Below are 20,787 nucleotides of genomic sequence, written 5' to 3' on the forward strand. Positions count from 1 at the left end.
TTGCAGTATTAATCACTATCTTGGCATGAATTTAAGACAAATCTGCTCAGCTTTTTAATTTTACTAAGCGACAGTCATGTAAGATCAGTTTACTATAATGATTATATAGTACTTAGACAAATATTCGAGGGGAATTTTAATGTCAGAAGGTAAACAAATAAAGCGGAGCGTGTTTTTTGTTTCGGATGGAACTGCAATTACAGCAGAAACACTTGGACACTCTTTGCTGGCTCAGTTTCCAAATGTAGATTTTGACATTCATATTATTCCGTATATTTCCTCTGAAGAAGCTGCAATGAATGTGGTTTCTGAAATTAATCAACGAGCTGAACGTGATGGTCAACAGCCATTGGTGTTTGATACCTTGGTCGATCCTTATGTGCGTGACATCATAAATACGGCTAATGCAGTGAACTTGGATGTGTTTGAAGGTCTGATTAGTAAGCTATCTGAAGAGCTTGGCACACCGCCAACAACTCTCGTGGGTCAGACCCATGCCGTCACCGATTCTGAGTCATATAAAGCACGTATTGATGCAGTACATTTTGCGCTGGATAATGATGATGGCGCACGTACACGACATTATGACAAAGCGGACTTAATCCTGATTGGTGTGTCTCGTTCAGGGAAGACACCAACCTCAATTTATTTGTCATTACAATTCGGTATTCGTGTGGCGAATTATCCACTGACTGAAGAAGATCTGGATGACAATCGTTTGCCTTCTGTATTAAAAGCACATAAGCATAAATTGTTTGGTTTGATGATTGATGCCGAGCGTCTTGTTGCGATTCGTTCTGAGCGTAAAGCCAATAGTCGCTATGCAAGTTTTAGCCAGTGCCAAATGGAACTACGTGCAATTGAAGGGATTTATATTTCAGAGGGGATTAAATACCTGAATGTGTCAGAAATGTCGATTGAAGAGATTTCTACTCGCGTTTTACAAATGACAGGTCTGAAACGCAGAATTGGATAACCAATAGCTTATTAATCACTTAATTGTTCCAAACAAAAAACCTAATCTTGAAATTTGATTAGGTTTTTTTAACGCTTAGTGTTTGAATTATGAATAATCAAATCTAAATGAAAGCTCATGTTAAGTTGTGTGCATCGCAGAAGTGATAATCAAATCTACAGGGAAAATAGACCCATCAACACATTCAATAGTGTTTGACGTAATTTTTTTGATTGGCCATGTGATCAGTTGACAATTAGCTTGTTGTAAAGCGTGATAATAATCATCCGATTTAAGAAATACTTTATTTTCTAGTGCAATATTGGGTGTCAATTGTCGTTTGAGCCAGTTGTCCTGAATTTGATGGTCTAAAAATCTCAGTGCCAAGATACTTTTAATGCGAGTGTTTAAAAGACGTTTATTTTTCATCAATAGGGGATGTTGTACAGCGCGACTATATTTCATTTCACTCTGAGGCAGGATAAACGCTGGTTGGATTTGAAAAACCTGAATGGATTTCGCTATTTTTCTTAATTTTTCAAGAGAAGCGACAATTTTCTGGTCCAGTCCAATAATTGCGATATTTTTTTCAATAGCAAGTTCAGGGCTGAATTGTTTAGAGGTGAATAGTTGCCCAGTAAAAGCAGCATAATCTTGGGCGCGATGTTGGAAGATGTGACTGGAGATATTGAGCTTACTCTGCTGTTGCATGATTGTTCCTTCATCATTTTTATTGTCAGGATTTTATGGATTGAAATTGAATCGCAATTCATGCAAGGGGTAAAGCTGATTCAGCTACTCGGGAGTCATTTTAGTTATAAAATTTGTTGTATAAAAAAGCCCAAGATGAATACTTGGGCTTTAGTTAATCAAAGAGTGAGTAAATTACTGTTAGCTGTTTTTAAGATCCATTAAGTAGCTAAAGTTTTCTAAACGTTTTTCAGTGTCATAAATATCACAAGTGAAAATAAACTCATCGACTTGATATGTTTTGAGTAAATCTTCGAGACCTTCTTTCACAGTTTGCATAGAACCGATTTGTGCCAATGCAAAGAAATTATTCACCGACATTTTCTCTACAGGTGACCATAAATTTTGCATACTTTGCACTGGGGGTTTGAGTTTTAGGCTATGACCACGCATTAATGCCAGTACACGTTGAAATGCGCTTGTCGCTAGATATTGCGCCTCATCATCAGTTTCCGCGATTACCGTCGGAACCCCCATAGAAACATAAGGTTTTTCAAGATATTCGGAAGGTTGAAAATTATCACGATAGAGTTGAATGGCTTGTCCCAGCATTCTTGGCGCAAAGTGTGATGCGAAAGAGTAAGGAAGTCCCAAGCGAGCTGCTAATTGTGCACTGAATAGGCTCGAACCCAAAAGCCAAACTGGTACATGGGTCGATTGTCCTGGTGTTGCGACGATTTTCTGATTTTCTGTAGGATCATTGAAATATTGTAAAATTTCGGCGACATCTTGAGGAAATTGATCTTCTGTTTCTTGACGTCCGCGACGTAAAGCACGCATGGTGACTTGATCTGTCCCTGGTGCACGTCCTAAGCCAAGTTCGATTCGATTCGGGTAAAGTGTCGCTAAGGTTCCAAACTGTTCTGCAACCACTAGTGGGGCATGATTGGGAAGCATAATCCCGCCAGAACCGACTTTGAGTGTTTCAGTGTTGGCAAGAATATAGCCCAGTAAAACTGCTGTCGCTGAACTGGCAATTCCATCCATATTGTGATGTTCAGCTAGCCAAAAACGTTCATATCCAAGTTTTTCTGCATGTTGAGCCAGTTCTAATGCATGATGTAATGAAAAAGCGATAGTCTTATCATCACGGACAGGGGCGAGCTCTAGAATTGAAAATTTGGTGTTCTGAAGTGTGTGCATATCCAAACTCAAAAATGTCATATCGAGATAATACGATATGATAGAGTTTTTGTATATCGTTAATTTTCGATATATTGAGATTAAATATAATAAAAGCATCCGAAGATGCTTTGTATCTTGATACGTTAGTCATCCCAACGTTTTTTCTTATTTTTGTAATGACCGAGATGTCTACCATTGTCATGTCGGTAATTGCGGCTACTATAACGATCATCGTTGTAGCGATAATTGCGGTCAGAGCGATAGCCACGATTGTCGTAGCGATCATCATAACGGTTATCATCACGACGATCTTCAGCGACTTTACGACCTAAAGCTGAGCCACCAGCAGCTCCCAATGCTGCACCAGCATAACCACCTGTGGTTCCTGCAACATTTTTACCTACAGTATATCCACCTGCACCACCTAATCCGCCACCAATAGCAGCTTCGGTACGATTACGTCGATCACTAGCAGCAGCAGCACCACCTGCACCACCAAGTGCAGCACCGATTGTGGCACCTGTAGTCCCACCTATGCTTTTACCCACTGCGGTACCTGCAACGCTACCTAAAGCGCTTGCTGCTGCAACACGTGTGCCATTGTCAGCATGTGCCGTACCAATCATGGTAGTGGCAACAAGAGAGGCATAGATAAACTGATTAAGTTTCATTACAAACTCCATTTTTAATAGTGCTTTACGCTTAAGTCCAATTTAAAACAATGGTGATGGTTTAAAATGAAAGGCTTTGTATTTATGAATGAAGGTTTTGTCACTGCTTTGTGTCTGATCTTCATAAAAAATTCATAATTACATTTCAACAATCTTTTTCCTTTCGATTTTTTAAAACCAAACTATTTACCCACACACAAAACAAGCACCTTAAGGTGCTTGAGTCTTGTATTATTATTGATTAATCAATGGTAGTGACGGTGGCGCTTTTTCCATTTACGAGATGATTTGGCTTTTTCTTCAGCTCTATCTTTAGAAATTTTATTCCCTAAAGCAGCACCGCCAGCAGCACCTAAGGCAGAACCGACATAACCACCACTGGTACCACCCATACTTTTACCTACTGTGTAGCCAGTACCACCACCGATAGCACCACCAATAGCAGATTCGGTACGGTTACGACGGTCACTTGCAACAGCAGCACCACCAGCACCACCTAGTGCTGCACCAATGGTTGCACCTGTATTTCCGCCCATGCTTTTACCAACTGCTGTTCCTGCAACACTACCTAGCGCACTTGCTGCAGCAACACGAGTTGTGCTGTCTGCGTGAGCATTGATCGTCATGAGTGAAGAGGCTGCCAATGCAGTACTCAATAAAACAACATTCAGTTTCATGGTGTTCTCCATGTCCAAACTACGGACGTAATATATTTTTGATGCGGCAAATGTAACAAAAGGCATCTAGGTAAATATGGAGATTGGAGCTTCAAGTTGTACTGTTAAGTGAGTGCTTTGTATAAGTTTGATTAAAATCGTCTATTTTATGACTTGTTTTGAGTTGATTGGTTGAATTTAGATCAAATGATTGTGCTGAATTTTAGACCTTTCAAGTTCAATATTCAGAAATAATAGAAACCAGATTTCACCGCATATAAATATGTCAATTAAAGGGCAGAATCGGTAAACTATGCGCAATTTTGAAATTGTGCAGCTTGATTTGGGCTGCTTTGGCTATTGAGATAGATTAAACAATGAAAGAATCGTTACGTTTACGATTAGATCAACTTTCTGACCGTCATGAAGAGTTAACTGCATTATTAGCAGATGCTGAAGTTATTTCAGATAACAAGCGTTTTCGTCAATTATCGCGCGAACATAATGATTTAACAGAAATTACAGAAGTTTGGTTAAAATATAGACAAGCAGAAGAAGACATTGAGACTGCTGAAGCCATGTTGCCTGATCCAGATTTTAAAGAAATGGCACAAGAAGAAATTAAGGAAAACAAGGCGATCATTGAACAGCTTGAAGCTGATTTAAATATCCTGATGATTCCTAAAGATCCTAACGATGCCAATTCTGCCTATTTAGAAATCCGCGCTGGAACAGGTGGTGATGAAGCTGCAATTTTCTCGGGTGATTTATTCCGTATGTATAGTAAATATGCTGAATCGAAAGGTTGGCGTATTGAAGTGCTTTCAGAAAATGAAGGCGAGCACGGTGGCTTTAAAGAAGTGATTTGCTTGGTCAATGGTGAAGGTGTTTACGGTCGCTTGAAATTTGAAAGTGGTGCGCATCGTGTACAACGTGTCCCTGCAACTGAGTCGCAAGGTCGTGTGCATACCTCAGCATGTACCGTAGCAATTTTACCTGAGATTGATGTAGATACTACTGTCGACATTAATCCATCAGATTTACGTATTGATACTTACCGCGCATCAGGTGCGGGTGGTCAGCACGTCAACAAAACAGATTCAGCCGTACGTATTACCCATATTCCAACGGGTACCGTGGTGGAGTGTCAGGAAGAACGTTCGCAGCACAAGAACAAAGCCAAAGCCATGGCGTTACTTGCTTCACGTTTAGAAAATGCAAAACGTGCAGCTGCTGATGCTGCGACATCGGAAATGCGTCGTGATTTGGTCGGTTCTGGTGACCGTTCGGAACGAATTCGTACTTATAACTATCCACAAGGTCGTATGACTGATCATCGCATTAACTTAACTTTGTATAAGTTAGATGCCGTGATGGAAGGTGATTTGAATGAGTTGCTAGATAGCTTGCATCGTGAATATCAAGCGGATCAATTGGCGATGCTTGCACAGCAAAATGGTGGCTAATGAATATTGCACAGGCTTTAGCCTTACGTGGTGAGGTTGAGAGTTATGAGCGTCAAGAAAATGCTTGGTTACTTGAGCATATTCTAAAAATTGACGCTTTTGATTTGTCACTCAAATCTGCACAAGAGCTCACAGATGAGCAAGAGCGCGCATATGTGGATGGTCTAGCCCGTATCGCAGCGGGTGAGCCTTTGGCCTATGTTACTGGTTCACAACCCTTTTGGACTTTAGACCTTACTGTGACTAAAGATACGTTAGTCCCACGACCAGATACAGAAGTGCTGGTTGAAACGGTTTTGCGTCTTGATTTGCCTGAAGACTCTCGCGTTGTGGATTTGGGAACAGGCACGGGTGCTATTGCATTATCACTGGCAAGTGAGCGTCCGAACTGGTCTGTGATTGCGACGGATATATACGAGCCGACTTTAGAAGTGGCACTTCATAATGCAGAAAAGCATGATTTAACACAGGTTAAGTTCTTTTTGGGAAGTTGGTTTGATGCGTTAAATCGTCAATATTTTGATGTGATAGTTTCTAATCCACCTTATATTGATGCAAAAGATGAGCATATGTTGAATTTAGCTTCTGAACCTGAACGGGCTTTGGTTGCAGACAAGCAAGGCTTAGCTGATATTGAACATATTATTCAGCAGGGCAAAAAGTGGTTAGCTGCACAGGGTTGGATTGTACTTGAACATGGATATGATCAAGGTGAGGCGGTACGTAATATCTTTAAATCTGCAGGTTTCAAAGAAGTAAAAACCGTCAAAGATTATGGTGGTAATGATCGTGTGACTTTGGCACAGCTTGTGTAATTATGCAGTCCTACTAATAGAGAAAAAGCACAACATAAAATTGTGCTTTTTTTATGGCTGAGTTTTTTGATAGAACATTCAGTAAGGTTATTAAAAGCTTAACTGAATCAGAATTAAGTTAAATTATTATGTGTTGGTTGAATGGCTGGTGGTAACTTAACTTCAAGCGACTCAGACATTTCCCGCTCAATTAATCGCACGATCGAATTGAGAGGTAGATCATTGTCTTGTAGTCCAAATGGTTCTTCAATCTGTGAGCTTAAAGCATCTAAACCTAAAAATAAGTATGCAATTAAACCGACCAATATGGGTGTCCAGATCCCTAAACTTGCTTCAAGACTAAAGGGTAAAATAAAGCAGAAACAATAGACAGTACGGTGTAAAAGTACCGAATAAGAAAAAGGCAAGGGCGTACTTAAAATTCGATCACAGCCCGCTTGAATATTGCCTAATTCGACAATGTGCTGGTTCAAACTATTATAAATAATGTCGGATATTTCTCCGCTACGTAAAGCCAAGACTAAATCTTTTTGAATGGCTTCAAGGACAAATTGTGAGGCATTAATTTTTTGCTTTAAACTTTTTAGTTCTGTTGGACTAAACTCGACTTTATCGTGGTAAAACTCAAAAGACTGATGCTGCGCTCTTAAGCGATCTCGTAATAAATGAGTAAACAGCATCACGCGGTACATCAAGATATTTCGTCGTTCTTGATTAAGTACATGTGAATCACGGGAGAGATGCCTTGAATTTGCAATCAATGCACCCCAGAGTTTTCGACCTTCCCACCAACGGTCATAACAAGCATTGTTACGGAAACTCAAAAAGATCGAAAGGATCACGCCAAAAATTGTAAAACCAATCGCAGGAACAGCAGGGACAGTAAAAAACTGGTGGGAAGAGAGGTAAACCAGAACGGCTGATATAAAGACGACGATTAATAGTGCAGGAAGTACTGTGGGTAAAATGGTGCCAGACCAAGCAAAGAGTAATTTAAAACTATTATTTTTATCCCGAACAATCATCGATCTATACCATTTATATAACAATAACAGTGTTCCATAGACAAACGATGTAGTGCAAGTGCTAGTGCGGTCATTTCAGGAGTTCAGTCATTTAAAAAAAAAGACGACATAGTTGTCGTCTTTTCTTTATCTTTTCAGGAATAAATCGATTCGATTACACGAAATAGTCTGTAGAAATCTCAGAAATCTGCACTTGAGAAAATGCATCAATTTCTTCAGCCAAGCACAATGCCACAATTTTGAAAGTATGCGTTAGCGCTGCACCTTGGGTCAGGTTTTCACCTATTTGTAGGTTTTGAATCGCCTCATCACTCAGCTCAAGCGCTTTGGCTTTTGCAAGCGCATTATCTTGAGCAAAGAAATGAGCAACTACATTTTGTAGCTCAATTTCAGAAAGATCCAACAAACTTTGACGAAATAAATCGTCCAATTCAGTTGGAGAGTTTAGTGAATGGGTGAAATTTTGCACCAGAGTTTGATCTAGCACATCGATCATCTTAAACATATCGTATACCTTTAAGTTAAGGTGATAAAAATAGGAGGAGTACAGCCGAAATAAGCATCAAATAATGCTTTAAAATTGAGTGAAAAATAAACCAAAAAGAGGTTGAATACAATTCAATCGGATGACTGATGAGTAATTTTTATTCCTGCATAAACCCAAACTTTTGTCAGAATGCTTATTCTTTGGATTGACGGTATGCCCCTGGACTGACCCCTGTCCATTTTTTAAAAGCGCGATGGAAGGCACTTGGATCATGGAAATTGAGTTCATCACTAATTTCATGCAGGGCTTTGTCAGTTTTGCTCAATAGTTCAATGGCGGTATCACGCCGTATATCATTTTTTAACTGTTGGTAGTTACAGCCTTCACTATTAAGGCGGCGTCTTACCGTAGCTTCTGACATATTCAGTTGCTGCGCCAGTACATTCAGTTCGATCCACTCGGCAGGTGGAACTTGGAGTAAATATTTGCGTACCTGCGTACTGAGTGCATTAGGATTTTTAAAACGCACCAAAAGATTATGTGGGGTTTGCGAAATAAACTCATACCATGACTTTTTATCCTGTTTTATTTTGATATTTAAAAAGTCACGATCAAACTCAACACTATTTTGTGAAGCGAGATAGGCAATATTGGAACAGAAGCGAATACGGTAATCTTCATCTGCAATTGGTTTTTCACATTTGAGCTGAATTTGATTTAGCGGAATGCGCTGACTGGCTAGCCAGCACATGAGTGTATGAATGAGCATGAGATAAGTTGCATAACTAAACATACGCTTGGGCTGTTTCTGTTCATGGATGATAATTCGTGCGACATTTTGCTCAAGTATCAGTTCACTTTGAAAATCATCCAAAATCAAGTTAAAGAACTTCAAAATATCTTTGAGTGCTTTTTCTAAAGTTTCAGATTGAATGACGGCTTTGGAAATAAATTGATAACTACCACGCCGTAACGCATGTTGATCCATTCCGAAGAACTCATCATTCATTCGATTGGCAAGTTCAATCCATAGTTGGGCATATTGAGAAATGGAAACACGGGCTTTATTGGATTGCATGAATTCTGCGGGAATGCCAGCACTGTGCAGAATTTCCTGAATATTGAGTCCTCGATGATGCGCAGAAAGGATAGCTTCTTGCACCAAGTTCATCGAAATACTGCCTTTGTCATACGTTAATTGTTGTTCGTGCATGTATAAACCCAAATTACCGGACATTCCACTGTCCAAATCCATCATTAAGAATGCAGTATTTGGAAATTGTACTCAAGCTTGACAGGATTTACTCTGCAGCTAAAGTCGAGTATGAACTTTCAAAAAGATAGGACAGGGAAATGAAACTTCAGAATAAAGTATTTGTTGTGACAGGTGGGGCATCAGGATTAGGCGCAGCAACAGTTAAATATTTAGTTCATGCCGGTGCTCGGGTTGCTTTTGTGGATATGAATCAGGAACTGGGTTATGCCCTTAAGCAGCATTTGGGTGATCACTCAAAATTTTATCCTTTAGATGTCACCAATGAACAAGCGGTCAAGTCTTTCTTTTTAAATGTAGAACAGGATTTTGGTCAACTGAATGGTTTGGTGAATTGTGCTGGGATTGCACCATCTGCCAAAGTTCTCGGTCGCGAAGGTTTGCATGATCTTGCCTTGTTCCAGAAAGTCTTGGATGTGAATGTGATGGGCAGTTTTAACATGATTCGTTTCGCAGCTGAATTGATGGCGAAGTATGAATTGCAAAATGATGAAGAAGACCGTGGCGTGATTATTAATACGGCTTCAGTGGCTGCTTATGATGGTCAGATTGGGCAGGCAGCCTATTCAGCTTCAAAAGGTGCCATTGTGGCGATGACTTTACCACTGGCACGTGAACTGGCACGTAATGCGATTCGAGTCATGACCATTGCACCGGGCATTATGGAAACACCAATGCTCAAAGGTATGCCGCAAAATGTACAGGATGCTTTAGGGCAAATGGTGCCTTTCCCACCGCGCTTAGCAAAGCCTGAAGAATTTGCCAATCTGGTCGGTCACATCATCGAAAATACCTATTTGAATGGTGAAGTGATTCGTTTAGATGGTGCGATCCGTATGGCACCGAAATAAAGATCAAGACGATTATTGGTCATGTCATTACACAATTAGGATGTGTAGGTCGTAAAACAGAGAATAAATAAGAGTACTTAGATGATTTTAAATGATGAACAAAAAATGGTCCAGGATATGCTGCGTGATTTTTCGCAGTCACAACTGAAACCAACGGCTGCCGAACGAGACAAGATTGGACAATTTCCTGCTGAAGAATTAAAGCAATTGGGTGAATTGGGTGCCTTGGGCATGACCATTCCACCTGAATGGGGGGGGGCAGGGTTAGATTATGTCTCCTTGGTTTTAGCGCTAGAAGAAATTGCCGCGGGAGATGGGGCTATCTCGACCATCGTGAGTGTTCAAAACTCATTACCGTGCGGTATAACTTATAAATATGGTACGGAACAGCAAAAGCAAAAATATCTGGCGAAACTAGCAACGGGTGAATGGTTAGGGTGTTTCTGTCTGACCGAGCCCCAGGCAGGTTCAGATGCAGGTGCCTTGCAATGTCGTGCAGAACGTGATGGCGATACATGGGTACTGAATGGCACCAAGCAATTTATTACCACAGGCAAGCATGCGCAGTTAGCCATTGTCTTCGCTGTAACGGATAAATCTGCAGGTAAAAAAGGGATTTCCTGTTTCCTTGTGCCAACGGATACCCCAGGCTATATCGTTTCGCGGATTGAGGAAAAAATGGGGCAGCATTGCTCGGATACCGCAACCATCGTGTTTGAGAATTGCCGAATTCCTGCTGAAAATATCTTGGGTGAAGAAGGACAAGGCTACAAGATTGCATTATCTAATTTGGAATCAGGTCGTATCGGTATTGCTGCGCAATCTGTAGGTATGGCACGTGCAGCATTAGATTCAGCAATTGAATATGCCAATGAACGCAAGACCTTTGGTGTGGAATTGGTACAGCATCAAGCAGTGGCTTTCCGATTAGCCGACATGGCAACGCAAATTGAAGCTGCGCGACAGTTGATTTTTCATGCTGCAAGTCTTAAAGATGCAGGACAGCCTTGCTTGAAAGAAGCCTCTATGGCGAAATTGTTTGCATCGACCATGGCTGAACGAGTCTGTTCAGATGCGATACAGATTTATGGCGGTTATGGCTATGTCAATGATTTCCCTGTCGAGCGGATTTACCGTGATGTTCGGGTCAGTCAGATTTATGAGGGAGCCTCTGATATTCAAAGACTGTTGATTGCACGAGAAATCACCCAAGCTTAATAAGAATATGCACATTGAGACTACATGTTCTCAATGTGCATAAAACAGCAATACGATTGATGGATTTGGAAATTGTCGCAGCCATCAAGACATGATTATCTAAGTACAGATTACCCAATCATAGAATTGATTGTGGAAAACAATAAAGATGAATAACAAGGCGAGATGCTTTGCACAAGGGAAAGAGGTTGTTGTCATGAAGACATTAGTAGAAGCCTATCAAGAATTTGATGTTGAACAAGCTATCCAGAATCATTTGGTGGGTACGCCTCAAGCTATCAATGCGTATGTTGAATGTTGCGAACGTTATTTAGGACAAAACAAGACTGCTTTATTCTGGGAAGGTAAGCAAGGTGAGTCGCAGCATTGGAGCTTTGAGCAACTGGCTGAAGCTTCTGGGAAATTGGCAAAGTATTTCCTTCAGCTCGGTATCAAGGCGGGTGATTGTGTCGCAGGTCTTTTACCACGCACTCCTGAATTACTTATTACCGTTTTAGCCACTTGGCGGATCGGTGCAATCTATCAGCCATTGTTTACCGCATTTGAATCAAAAGCAATTGAGCATCGTATTCAAGTTGCAAATACGCAATTGATTGTGACCAATTCAGAGCAACGCATGAAGCTGAATCAAATTCAAATCCCACACATCCTGACGGTGCATTCTGGTGAAAGTTGTGTCAAAACAGATTCAGATTTTTGGCAAGAACTTGATGCACACCCAACGGAATGCACCCCAGTACTGCGTGATTTTGATGATGATTTTTTGATGATGTTTACTTCAGGCACAACAGGGCTAGCCAAGTCTGTGCCTGTTCCATTACGTGCGATCTTGGCTTTTAAAGGTTATATGACGCATGCAGTCGATTTGCGTGATGAAGACTCTTTCTGGAATCTTGCCGACCCCGGTTGGGCGTATGGTTTGTATTATGGCATTACGGGTCCACTCAGTTTAGGTCATAGCATCATCATGGATGAGCGTTCATTTAATGTGGATCAAGCCATTGCAGTCATTAAAAAACATAAAGTTTCCAATCTGACAGGTTCACCAACCGCTTTTCGCATGTTCTTTGGCTTTAAAGAAAAATTTGATGCATCGATTAAACAGCATTTGCGTGCTGTAAGCAGTGCGGGTGAACCCTTAACACCTGAAGTGATTCATTGGTTTAATCACGATTTAGATGTCAATATTTATGACCAATATGGTCAAACAGAATTAGGGATGGTGATTGCCAATCATCATGCATTAGAGCACCCTAAAAAAGTCGGTTCTGCGGGCTTTGCTATCCCTGGGCATCGCTTTGCAGTCCTGAATGAACAACATCAGGAAGTAGCAATAGGAGAAGTTGGAACTTTAGCGATAGACTGTTCACAGTCGCCATTGTTCTGGTTCAAGGGCTATGAAGGACATAACCGTAAATCATTTGTCGGGCAGTATTATTTAACGGGTGATACGGTTCAACTCAATGAATTGGGGGGTATAGACTTTGTAGGGCGTGCAGACGATGTCATTACAACGTCAGGCTATCGTGTCGGACCTTTTGATGTAGAAAGTACTTTGTTGGAATGCGAAGAAGTGCTTGAGTCTGCTGTGATTGGTAAGCCTGATCCAGAGCGTACAGAGATTGTAAAAGCGTTTGTTGTACTGAAACCACAATATCAGGCGAGTGAAAATTTGAATCAGAAACTCCAGCAATATGTTCGTTCAAGACTCTCGAAACATGCTTATCCCAAAGAGATTGAATTTGTTGAGAGTTTACCCAAAACCTCAAGCGGAAAAATTCAACGTAATTTGTTAAAACAACAGGAAATTGCTTTGCAGCAAATTCAGAAAGCAGGTTAAACCTGTTTAAACTTAGTTTTGCTCTTACACCCTTCGGGGTGTTTTTTTATAACTATGGTAGGTAAATGTTGATCAAAAAAATCTATTTTTTAAGGGATTTAATTTTTTTGTAAAAAGCCTTTACAGTGAAAATTTGAGCGATATAATGCGACACATTCAATATATAAATGTGTCATAAGTCACTTTTTTGGGGTTGTTTATGAAAAAAATCATTCTTTCTGCAATTATTGCTACTTCTGCACTTACTTCTGTTGCTAGTTATGCGGCGGGAACTGATAGCACTCAGTTTGATGTAAAAATTACAGTAAATGAATCTTGTGAGTTCACTTCAAAATCAGACGTGGAATTCAATGCAGTTGATCGTTCGACCAAAGCTGGCAGTACAGCTAAAGGTCAATTGAATGTGACTTGCACCAAAAATACCCCATATAAAATTGCACTTGCGGGTTCAGGTGCGATGAGCAATACGAATCTGGCATCGACAAGTAAAGTTCCATATAAATTATATCAAGATGCTGCACGTACTGCAGAATGGGATGCAACAAACTTACTTTCTAAAACTGGTAGTGGTAAAGATCAAGCTATTCCTGTCTACGCAAAATTGGCGGGTGATACCAACGTTGAAGCGGGTAACTATGTAGATGCAGTTACTGCAACAGTAACTTACTAAGTTTGTTAACAGAGACAGAGTGATGCAATCTAAGAACAAATTTATTCCAACTATTTGTGCAGCTATTGTATCACTTTGCTCATTTAACCTTTCAGCAGCAAGTTTACAGGTTTCCCCAATTTCGCTTACTTTCACTACGGGTGAAAAAGCCAAAGAAATTTGGTTAACCAATACCAGTGATGAGCCGATTCGCGCCCAAACACGAGTGTTAAATTGGACTCAAGTTGAAGGTAAAGAACAACTTCATCTATCCCGAGATTTGGTTGCAAGTCCATCCATAACAGAAATCAAAGCTGGTGATCGTCAGTTGATTCGTGTGTTGCGCATGAATATGCAAAATACAGGAACAGAGCAAACTTATCGTTTACTGGTGGATGAGCTGCCTAAATCCAATCAAGCTAACCAACAAACGGGTTTACAGTTGCTGTTGCAATATTCAATTCCCGTATTTGTTCAAACAAATGAAATCACGCCTGCTAAGAATGGTTTGACTTCATTAGCGCAAGTGTCTTTCCATTATCAAAATCAGCAATTGATTGTGAAGAATAATGGAAGTCGTCACATTCGATTAAGTGAATTGACCTACGTCAATCCGAATGGTGAAAAGATCCCATTAATCAATGGTCTGGTGGGTTATGTGCTGAATGGTCAAACCATGCAATGGCATGTTCCTGCAAATGCACAAATGCAGCCTAAAGGACAGTTCGAGGCGCGCATCAATTCAGATGGTCTAGCACAGACATTGTCTATTCAATAAGTTGCCATGAGCGCTTCTGTTTATCGTAGCTTCTGTTTTAAGCTGCTACTGAGTACTTATGCTTTACATACTCAGCTAGCGCTTGCCAATGATGCAGAAATGCCGAGCTCGGATACTGTTGAGCAACAAGAACTCTTTTTAAGTGTGGTCGTGAATCAAGCCTCAAGCTCGGTCTATGGGCATTTCATTCAAACCCCACAGGATTTGTTGATTTCCCGCGATACACTGCAAGAACTACAACTCAAAGTCGATGCTACTGATGCACCACATCAGGTTGGCTTTATTCCGTTATCGCAGATAAAAGGACTCAGCTATAACTTTAATGCGGCAGAGCAACATATAGACTTGTCTGTTCCTGTAGAAACTTTACAAGGACATACATCTTCGGGATATGTACAAATTCCCCCTGCAAAAGTGAATCCTGATCAGGTTAAGCCAGGTGTTTTATTTAATTATGATTTCTATTCCCAAGCAACAGAGGATGCATGGTCACTCAGTGCATGGAATGAGTTGCGATTTTTTGGCATGGGTACAGGCAATATTTTCAGTATCTCTGCCAATCATGCGTTCACTAAAACCCAAAGCGCGGATGAATTTTCTAGCCAAATTCTAGATACCTATTGGCAAAAAGATTTTACTGACCAAGCCATTACTTTGACCGTGGGGGATAGCCAGTCGCGTGCTTTAGATTGGACGCGCTCAACGCGTATTTCGGGCATAAAAATCGCTAGAAATTTTAACTTACAGCCTTATCAAGTGACTTCGCCGCTGGAGTCTTTTAAAGGTTCGGTGCTTGTACCCTCAACCGTAGATTTACTCATTAATGGCATTCAACAAAGCACCAGTGAAGTTTTACCTGGACAATTTGATATCCAAGCATCGCCCTCAATCACGGGTGCAGGTAATGCGCAGTTATTAATTACCGATTTAAATGGTCAGCAGCGGGTTGTAAATTTCTCACTGTTTGGAACCACTCAATTACTGCAAAAAGGTTTGTCAGATTGGGAACTGAATCTTGGGGTAAATAAACTTGATTATGCAGTCAAATCTTTCAGTTATGGGGATGAACCTGTTGCGAATGCAACGTTAAGGCATGGTCTAAGCAATGATACTACCTTAGAAAGTCATATTGAATATTCCAAAGATGTTGCACTTACAGGTTTGGGGGTTGTACATCGATTACCTGAGACTTGGGGAGTCCTAAACGGCTCTTATAGTTATAGTGAGTTGAATCAAAAAACAGGGCAATCTTATGCGCTCGGTTATGAGTGGAATAATCCTTATATCAATCTTTCCCTACACCATCAGCAAACGGATGGTAATTTTGGGGATTTGGCGAGTGCGCTGGGTTATGACTATATTAAACAGTCGGACCATGTTTTCTTAGGGATTAATACCGATTTTGGTCAATTGGGTGGTAGTTATGTGGCACAAAAATACCAGAACAGCGAGAACGAATATTTAGTCTTTAACTGGTCTTATTATTTTCCGTCACGTAAATACTTAACCTTCAACATGACCCGTAATTTAAATGATCAAGAAAATACCTTCTTTTTATCTTTAAATATCCCGTTGGATCGTCAGACCAATGCCACTGTCAGTGCGCAACAAGATACGGACAGCAATAAAATTTCAGCCAACATGCGTAAAACAGCCAAGCAAAATGAAGATGACTGGGGGTGGCAAACCAATCTTGAATATAGCGATAAACAAAACTATAGCGTACAAGGTCAGATTCAGCGTGAAACGCAAATCGGGGAATGGGATGTCGGTCTACAAAACGCTAAGATTAATGCGGAAGATTACACCACCGTGGTCGGTTCAGCGCGTGGCAGTTTGGTGATGATGGAAAAATCAGTTTTTCCGATGAGACAATCCTTAAACTCTTTTGCAGTGGTTTCAACGCAAGGGGTATCGGATATTCCAGTTCGTCTAGAAAATCGTGTGGTTGGTAAAACCAATCGTAAAGGCTTGCTGCTGATCGATGCACTGAATCCATATCAGCATAATGATATTTCAATTGATACTCTGGATTTACCTTTAGAATATAAAATTGAAACCACGCGTATAGATGCAGTGCCCTATAGTGCTAGTGGAGTATCGCTGCATTTTCCAATTTATAAAATGCGCTCTATTCAATTGAGTGCGACAGATTCACAAGGTGTTCCATTAAAAATGGGCAGTCGAGTTTGGGTGCAAGAAACTACACCCGATACCAGCTCTACAGAACATACCATCGTGGGTCGTGATGGCATGATCTATATTGAAAATCCATTAACGCAGCAGCTTTTTGTTGAACATGAAGGTGTTGTTTGTCAGCTGGTTTTGCCAGATTTTAGTCATCAATACGGTTTTCTTGATCTAGGAAGTATCCAATGTCAGTGATCATGTGTGGTTTTAACGTTAAAAAAATTGCCAAGATGGCACTTGTGTATTGGATACTTTGCCTGATTGTTATACTTGGTTCGCAACTAGCCAGTACTTCTGTGCATGCAGCTAAAAACTCAGGATCGTGCTGGTTGTCAGGGACAACCTTAAGTTTTGGTTCAGTAACAGGAAAAGGGAAAAATAATTATGCAAACTTACAGATTACCTGCAATCAGTACAATCACACTCAAACCGTCAATGTAGCACTTTGCCCATATATCACTGCGGGTGGTCTGGGGTTACTGAATAATAGGCGTTTAATGGTGAAGTATGGAGCAGTACATAGTTATTTGAGTTATGATTTATTTTATGATGCAGCTTTGACTAGACGTATTGATACACAAGCCAGTGCCTCGACATTAAATTGTACCTATCAAACATTTTCTGTGAATGAAAATCAGAAAGTCTTTACGATACCTGTCTATGGTTTAGTGTATTCGGGGCAAAATGTTAGCGAAGGCAGTTTTGATAACAATAACAATGCGCAAGTAAACTTGCTCTATGCCTTTAGTGAAGATGAACAGCCTAGTAAAGAAGATGCTATCACTGCAACTCAGTCCAAACCCGGCACAAATAGTCTGTATGTTACGGCTAATTTTGAAAATAGCTGTAATTTAATTTCCACAACTGATCTGAATTTTGGACAAATTGATAACTTAAGTAAAACCATTACCAGCGCAGCTTCAGTGACACTATCTTGCCCTTTAAATACTTCGTGGAAAGTCGGGTTGGATCAAGGTTTAAATTATGATGGTACAACACGTCGAATGCGTAATGGTACTGACTATATCGGATATGAGCTGTATCAAGATGCTAGCTATAACAAAACTTGGAGCAACACCAATACATCGCAGGGAACAGGTACAAATGGCACGCAAATGATCCAGATTTATGGCAAAGTCCCACAAAGTGCAGTCGTGGTTCCACCTGGGGAGTATCAAGATACCATTACAGTGACATTAACCTATTAATAAGTAATGACGGCAGTGACTTTGTCACTGTAAACACCCGCTGGAACATCTGTATCTGCACGCTCTACGGTACCCCATACGGGTACCGATTGAACACGGCCAGTGCCTGTACCGTAATAACCATTTTGAGTATCAGCGCCCCAAGAGGTTGTACGATTGGCATCCTGATACAGGTTGTAGGGAATACTGACATTATTTGAGTCCGCAGCAATCATTTTTCGCTGACTTTGTAGCGCAATATTATACGGCGTCCCTTGGGTGCAGGTGACAGCAAGTTGACCATTCTGTAAGTTGGTTTTGGAGGCACGATTGACTGTGCCAAAATCGAGGTCTGAACCTTGCGTAGTTGTGACATTACACATCTCTTTAATGGTAATACTGACATTAAAGGAAGTTGAATCTTGTTGCGCAGCATAAATATAGACTGATGCAGCGGCTAAAGTGCAGGCAACAAAAGCAGAATAATATAATTTCATGAAGTACGAAGTTTATACATTATTGGATTTTAATTCAGCATACCTGATTTAAGCGGATTCGTCCCGAGCTTTAGTTTTATAACTGTTCATATTCTATCTAAATGATGATTTCTTTATCATTTCAGGCGGAAGTAAGTGATCTAAAACCTAACAGTTATAGCTTGCTTATCCTTTATACTATGCAAGAGTCTCAAACAATACACAGCGGAAGTAAAGTGAACTTGGTATCTGAACATGATCTGGAATTAACAGATGAGGAAATGCATTTATATAGCCGTCAGATTTTACTAGATGGCTGGGATTTAGATGCACAAGAAAAACTGAAACTTGCCAATGTGCTGATAGTGGGGTGTGGTGGAATTGGATGTACCACAGCAGAGTTATTAGCACGTGCTGGTGTCGGTAAAATCACCTTGATTGATCCAGATCATATCGAGATCAGTAATTTACAGCGACAAATTGCCTTTACACAGGTAGATCTAGGTTTCTATAAAGCAGAAATTCTGGCAAAACGCCTAACTGCGATTAATCCATATATTCGAGTTGAGTACCATGTTGCCAAATTAGATCAAAGCAATGCCATGACCTTGATCAGCTCGCAAGATTTGGTGCTTGATGGTTGCGATAATTTTACGACGCGTTACTTGGTCAATCAGATCTGTAGAGAGCAGGGTGTTGCCTTAATTAGTGCATCAGCCATTGGGTTTCAAGGTCAGCTCTTTATGGTTGAAGGTGATTCGGCTTGCTATAACTGCCTATTCCCTAAAGAACAGCATGCCAATGAGAGCCTACGTTGTGCAGACTCGGGGGTGCTATCGACCACACCGAATGTCATGGCAAGTTTACAAGCGCACCATGCTTTATTGTATTTGGGCCTGAATCGTATGCCATTGCTGCAAAAACTCTTGTTATGGGATGGCTTAAGTATGAAACAGCGCATATTGGCATTCGAGAAAGACTTAAATTGTCCAGACTGTCAGGCAAGATCATCCTTAAACACGTAAATATTTGCTAAACTCAGTGCCATGAATTTTTAACCACATTTTAATATGATGAAAAATAATATCTGGCTAGATGGACTGCGTTCCGTTGCTCGTATGGGGGAAACCGCAGTAGTAGCGGCTAAAGCAGGCTTTAAATACGCGACTGAAAAGCCAAGTAATGCCAAGTTAATGCGTGAAACCTTTGAAGATTTAGGATCAACTTATATTAAGTTGGGTCAATTTATTGCTAGTACGCCTTCACTTTTCCCACGTGAATTTGTTGAAGAATTTCAAGGCTGTTTAGATCAAACACCGTCTTTACCATTTAGCTATGTGCAGCAGGTGCTTGATTCTGAATTTGCTGGTCGTAATTTAGATGAAATCTTTGCTTCCATTGATGAAAAGCCACTTGCATCCGCTTCAATTGCACAAGTGCATGCTGCTAAACTGGTCACAGGCGAAGATGTGGTCCTTAAGATTCAAAAACCTGGTGTAGAAACTATTCTCTATACAGATTTGAATGTGTTGCATTGGGCAACTAAAATTCTTGAAAAAGCTGTGCCTAAGGTGAAGTTTGCTTCATTGGCAGATATTGTTGATGAAATTAAAACCCGTATGGTACGCGAAGTCGATTTTATTGAAGAAGCTCAAAATATTGATGATTTCGTCAATTATCTGAATGTGACGAATAACAAAGCTGCTACCGCTCCTAAGGTTTACCACCAGTATTCTACTCGCCGTGTGTTGACCATGCAGCGTTTATTTGGTGTGCCATTAACGGACTTTGAAGTGGTAAAAAAGTATTCCAAAGATCCTTCTCAAGTTCTCATTACCGCAATGAACACTTGGTTTGGCAGTTTGATGATGTGTAATAGCTTCCATGCCGATTTACATGCAGGTAATTTAATGCTGCTGGAAGATGGTCGTATTGGTTTTATTGACTTTGGTATTGTGGGGCAATTAAATCCTGAAGTCTGGACAGCTTGTATGGCATTTATGGATGCATTGCAAAGAACAGACTACAAGCTCATGGCTGAAAATATGCTGAAAATGGGCATGACCGATGTAGCCATCGATACCCAAGTGTTGGCGGCTGATTTAGAACGCTTATTTAGTGGCGTTTTGTTGGCTGATCCACAAGAAATCTTAAGCTCTAATCCAGCCGATTTAAATGACATCATGATGGACATGGTGGCTGTAGGTGAGCGTCATGGTATTCGCTTCCCGCGTGATTTTGCGTTGCTGTTTAAACAAATGCTGTATTTCGATCGATTTATGCGCGTCCTAGCACCCTATACCGATATTTATGCAGACCAACGTTTGCAAATGGTGCAAACTACCGATCCAAGTTTGATGTTGAAACATTAAGAT

20 protein-coding genes are annotated in these 20,787 nt (G+C 40.6%); 12 read left to right on the forward strand and 8 right to left on the reverse strand.

Annotation, left to right across the window (positions count from 1 at the left end; genetic code table 11):
• The first annotated feature begins 139 nt into the window (after nt 1–139).
• Nucleotides 140–976, forward strand: a complete 837-nt coding sequence (gene ppsR, locus MKI85_RS11985; RefSeq protein WP_241627958.1) for a posphoenolpyruvate synthetase regulatory kinase/phosphorylase PpsR — start codon at nt 140–142, stop codon at nt 974–976.
• A gap of 120 nt (nt 977–1,096) precedes the next feature.
• Here ppsR and MKI85_RS11990 read toward each other — a convergent pair whose 3' ends face one another.
• The 4 genes from MKI85_RS11990 to MKI85_RS12005 form a co-directional block, all read right to left on the reverse strand.
• On the reverse strand, nt 1,097–1,666 hold the full coding sequence (locus MKI85_RS11990) for an NAD(P)/FAD-dependent oxidoreductase (protein ID WP_241627959.1): 570 nt from the start codon (nt 1,664–1,666) through the stop codon (nt 1,097–1,099).
• A gap of 180 nt (nt 1,667–1,846) precedes the next feature.
• On the reverse strand, nt 1,847–2,848 hold the full coding sequence (locus MKI85_RS11995) for an LLM class flavin-dependent oxidoreductase (RefSeq protein ID WP_241627960.1): 1,002 nt from the start codon (nt 2,846–2,848) through the stop codon (nt 1,847–1,849).
• A 125-nt stretch (nt 2,849–2,973) separates the two neighbouring features.
• On the reverse strand, nt 2,974–3,501 hold the full coding sequence (locus MKI85_RS12000; protein WP_241627961.1) for a hypothetical protein: 528 nt from the start codon (nt 3,499–3,501) through the stop codon (nt 2,974–2,976).
• A 245-nt stretch (nt 3,502–3,746) separates the two neighbouring features.
• Nucleotides 3,747–4,178, reverse strand: coding sequence for a glycine zipper domain-containing protein (locus MKI85_RS12005; protein ID WP_241627962.1), 432 nt, complete (start codon nt 4,176–4,178; stop codon nt 3,747–3,749).
• Nucleotides 4,179–4,534: 356 nt separating this feature from the next.
• Here MKI85_RS12005 and prfA point away from each other — a divergent pair, with 356 nt between their 5' ends.
• Together prfA and prmC are read left to right on the forward strand one after the other, a co-directional pair.
• On the forward strand, nt 4,535–5,623 hold the full coding sequence (gene prfA / locus MKI85_RS12010; RefSeq protein ID WP_241627963.1) for a peptide chain release factor 1: 1,089 nt from the start codon (nt 4,535–4,537) through the stop codon (nt 5,621–5,623).
• A complete protein-coding gene (gene prmC, locus MKI85_RS12015) occupies nt 5,623–6,438 on the forward strand; it encodes a peptide chain release factor N(5)-glutamine methyltransferase (protein ID WP_241627964.1) in 816 nt (271 codons plus the stop codon). The genes prfA and prmC overlap by 1 nt, the downstream gene beginning before the upstream one ends.
• Nucleotides 6,439–6,551: 113 nt before the next feature.
• On the opposite strand, the gene MKI85_RS12020 is transcribed toward prmC, so the two are convergent.
• From MKI85_RS12020 to MKI85_RS12030, 3 genes are all read right to left on the reverse strand, one after another.
• Nucleotides 6,552–7,463 (reverse strand): bestrophin family protein, encoded by a 912-nt coding sequence (locus MKI85_RS12020; RefSeq protein ID WP_241627965.1) that lies wholly within the window; start codon nt 7,461–7,463, stop codon nt 6,552–6,554.
• A gap of 154 nt (nt 7,464–7,617) precedes the next feature.
• Nucleotides 7,618–7,968 carry a hypothetical protein gene (locus MKI85_RS12025; protein WP_241627966.1) on the reverse strand — a complete coding sequence of 117 codons (351 nt, stop codon included), beginning with the start codon at nt 7,966–7,968 and terminating at the stop codon, nt 7,618–7,620.
• A 175-nt stretch (nt 7,969–8,143) separates the two neighbouring features.
• Nucleotides 8,144–9,163, reverse strand: a complete 1,020-nt coding sequence (locus MKI85_RS12030) for an AraC family transcriptional regulator (RefSeq protein ID WP_241627967.1) — start codon at nt 9,161–9,163, stop codon at nt 8,144–8,146.
• Between the two features lie 140 nt (nt 9,164–9,303).
• Between MKI85_RS12030 and MKI85_RS12035 the strand changes: the two genes are divergently transcribed.
• The 7 genes from MKI85_RS12035 to MKI85_RS12065 all read left to right on the forward strand — a co-directional run bounded on the left by MKI85_RS12035 (nt 9,304) and on the right by MKI85_RS12065 (nt 17,957).
• A complete protein-coding gene (locus tag MKI85_RS12035) occupies nt 9,304–10,074 on the forward strand; it encodes a 3-hydroxyacyl-CoA dehydrogenase (RefSeq protein WP_241627968.1) in 771 nt (256 codons plus the stop codon).
• Nucleotides 10,075–10,155: 81 nt separating this feature from the next.
• Entirely contained in the window at nt 10,156–11,292 is a 1,137-nt protein-coding gene (locus MKI85_RS12040) for an acyl-CoA dehydrogenase (protein WP_241627969.1), read from the forward strand.
• Nucleotides 11,293–11,488: 196 nt separating this feature from the next.
• Entirely contained in the window at nt 11,489–13,132 is a 1,644-nt protein-coding gene (locus MKI85_RS12045) for an AMP-binding protein (protein WP_241627970.1), read from the forward strand.
• 199 nt (nt 13,133–13,331) lie between these two features.
• Nucleotides 13,332–13,802: a Csu type fimbrial protein gene (locus MKI85_RS12050; RefSeq protein ID WP_241627971.1), complete on the forward strand. Its 471-nt coding sequence runs from the start codon at nt 13,332–13,334 to the stop codon at nt 13,800–13,802.
• A 22-nt stretch (nt 13,803–13,824) separates the two neighbouring features.
• A complete protein-coding gene (locus MKI85_RS12055) occupies nt 13,825–14,559 on the forward strand; it encodes a fimbrial biogenesis chaperone (protein ID WP_241627972.1) in 735 nt (244 codons plus the stop codon).
• Between the two features lie 6 nt (nt 14,560–14,565).
• On the forward strand, nt 14,566–16,944 hold the full coding sequence (locus tag MKI85_RS12060) for a fimbria/pilus outer membrane usher protein (protein WP_241627973.1): 2,379 nt from the start codon (nt 14,566–14,568) through the stop codon (nt 16,942–16,944).
• The gene (locus tag MKI85_RS12065; protein ID WP_241627974.1) at nt 16,935–17,957 is read left to right on the forward strand and encodes a Csu type fimbrial protein; all 1,023 of its coding nucleotides are present in this window, start codon (nt 16,935–16,937) and stop codon (nt 17,955–17,957) included. Before MKI85_RS12060 ends, MKI85_RS12065 begins: the two co-directional genes overlap by 10 nt.
• Here MKI85_RS12065 and MKI85_RS12070 read toward each other — a convergent pair.
• Entirely contained in the window at nt 17,954–18,433 is a 480-nt protein-coding gene (locus tag MKI85_RS12070; protein ID WP_241627975.1) for a Csu type fimbrial protein, read from the reverse strand. The genes MKI85_RS12065 and MKI85_RS12070 overlap by 4 nt on opposite strands.
• A 260-nt stretch (nt 18,434–18,693) precedes the next feature.
• On the opposite strand from MKI85_RS12070, the gene MKI85_RS12075 reads away from it, so the two are divergent.
• Both MKI85_RS12075 and MKI85_RS12080 read left to right on the forward strand, forming a co-directional pair.
• Nucleotides 18,694–19,437, forward strand: a complete 744-nt coding sequence (locus MKI85_RS12075) for a HesA/MoeB/ThiF family protein (RefSeq protein WP_241628006.1) — start codon at nt 18,694–18,696, stop codon at nt 19,435–19,437.
• A 48-nt stretch (nt 19,438–19,485) separates the two neighbouring features.
• Nucleotides 19,486–20,784, forward strand: a complete 1,299-nt coding sequence (locus MKI85_RS12080; RefSeq protein ID WP_241628007.1) for an ABC1 kinase family protein — start codon at nt 19,486–19,488, stop codon at nt 20,782–20,784.
• Nucleotides 20,785–20,787 lie beyond the last annotated feature (3 nt).

This window comes from Acinetobacter zhairuonensis (genome assembly GCF_022601715.1).
GTDB lineage: Bacteria > Pseudomonadota > Gammaproteobacteria > Pseudomonadales > Moraxellaceae > Acinetobacter.

What these genes read in the sequence shown, in the direction of transcription:
- ppsR (WP_241627958.1), top strand. Translation starts at nt 140, where the DNA reads ATGTCAGAAGGTAAACAAATAAAGCGGAGCGTGTTTTTTGTTTCGGAT.
- MKI85_RS11990 (WP_241627959.1), bottom strand. Translation starts at nt 1,666, where the DNA reads ATGCAACAGCAGAGTAAGCTCAATATCTCCAGTCACATCTTCCAACAT.
- MKI85_RS11995 (WP_241627960.1), bottom strand. Translation starts at nt 2,848, where the DNA reads ATGCACACACTTCAGAACACCAAATTTTCAATTCTAGAGCTCGCCCCT.
- MKI85_RS12000 (WP_241627961.1), bottom strand. Translation starts at nt 3,501, where the DNA reads ATGAAACTTAATCAGTTTATCTATGCCTCTCTTGTTGCCACTACCATG.
- MKI85_RS12005 (WP_241627962.1), bottom strand. Translation starts at nt 4,178, where the DNA reads ATGAAACTGAATGTTGTTTTATTGAGTACTGCATTGGCAGCCTCTTCA.
- prfA (WP_241627963.1), top strand. Translation starts at nt 4,535, where the DNA reads ATGAAAGAATCGTTACGTTTACGATTAGATCAACTTTCTGACCGTCAT.
- prmC (WP_241627964.1), top strand. Translation starts at nt 5,623, where the DNA reads ATGAATATTGCACAGGCTTTAGCCTTACGTGGTGAGGTTGAGAGTTAT.
- MKI85_RS12020 (WP_241627965.1), bottom strand. Translation starts at nt 7,463, where the DNA reads ATGATTGTTCGGGATAAAAATAATAGTTTTAAATTACTCTTTGCTTGG.
- MKI85_RS12025 (WP_241627966.1), bottom strand. Translation starts at nt 7,968, where the DNA reads ATGTTTAAGATGATCGATGTGCTAGATCAAACTCTGGTGCAAAATTTC.
- MKI85_RS12030 (WP_241627967.1), bottom strand. Translation starts at nt 9,163, where the DNA reads ATGCACGAACAACAATTAACGTATGACAAAGGCAGTATTTCGATGAAC.
- MKI85_RS12035 (WP_241627968.1), top strand. Translation starts at nt 9,304, where the DNA reads ATGAAACTTCAGAATAAAGTATTTGTTGTGACAGGTGGGGCATCAGGA.
- MKI85_RS12040 (WP_241627969.1), top strand. Translation starts at nt 10,156, where the DNA reads ATGATTTTAAATGATGAACAAAAAATGGTCCAGGATATGCTGCGTGAT.
- MKI85_RS12045 (WP_241627970.1), top strand. Translation starts at nt 11,489, where the DNA reads ATGAAGACATTAGTAGAAGCCTATCAAGAATTTGATGTTGAACAAGCT.
- MKI85_RS12050 (WP_241627971.1), top strand. Translation starts at nt 13,332, where the DNA reads ATGAAAAAAATCATTCTTTCTGCAATTATTGCTACTTCTGCACTTACT.
- MKI85_RS12055 (WP_241627972.1), top strand. Translation starts at nt 13,825, where the DNA reads ATGCAATCTAAGAACAAATTTATTCCAACTATTTGTGCAGCTATTGTA.
- MKI85_RS12060 (WP_241627973.1), top strand. Translation starts at nt 14,566, where the DNA reads ATGAGCGCTTCTGTTTATCGTAGCTTCTGTTTTAAGCTGCTACTGAGT.
- MKI85_RS12065 (WP_241627974.1), top strand. Translation starts at nt 16,935, where the DNA reads ATGTCAGTGATCATGTGTGGTTTTAACGTTAAAAAAATTGCCAAGATG.
- MKI85_RS12070 (WP_241627975.1), bottom strand. Translation starts at nt 18,433, where the DNA reads ATGAAATTATATTATTCTGCTTTTGTTGCCTGCACTTTAGCCGCTGCA.
- MKI85_RS12075 (WP_241628006.1), top strand. Translation starts at nt 18,694, where the DNA reads ATGCATTTATATAGCCGTCAGATTTTACTAGATGGCTGGGATTTAGAT.
- MKI85_RS12080 (WP_241628007.1), top strand. Translation starts at nt 19,486, where the DNA reads ATGAAAAATAATATCTGGCTAGATGGACTGCGTTCCGTTGCTCGTATG.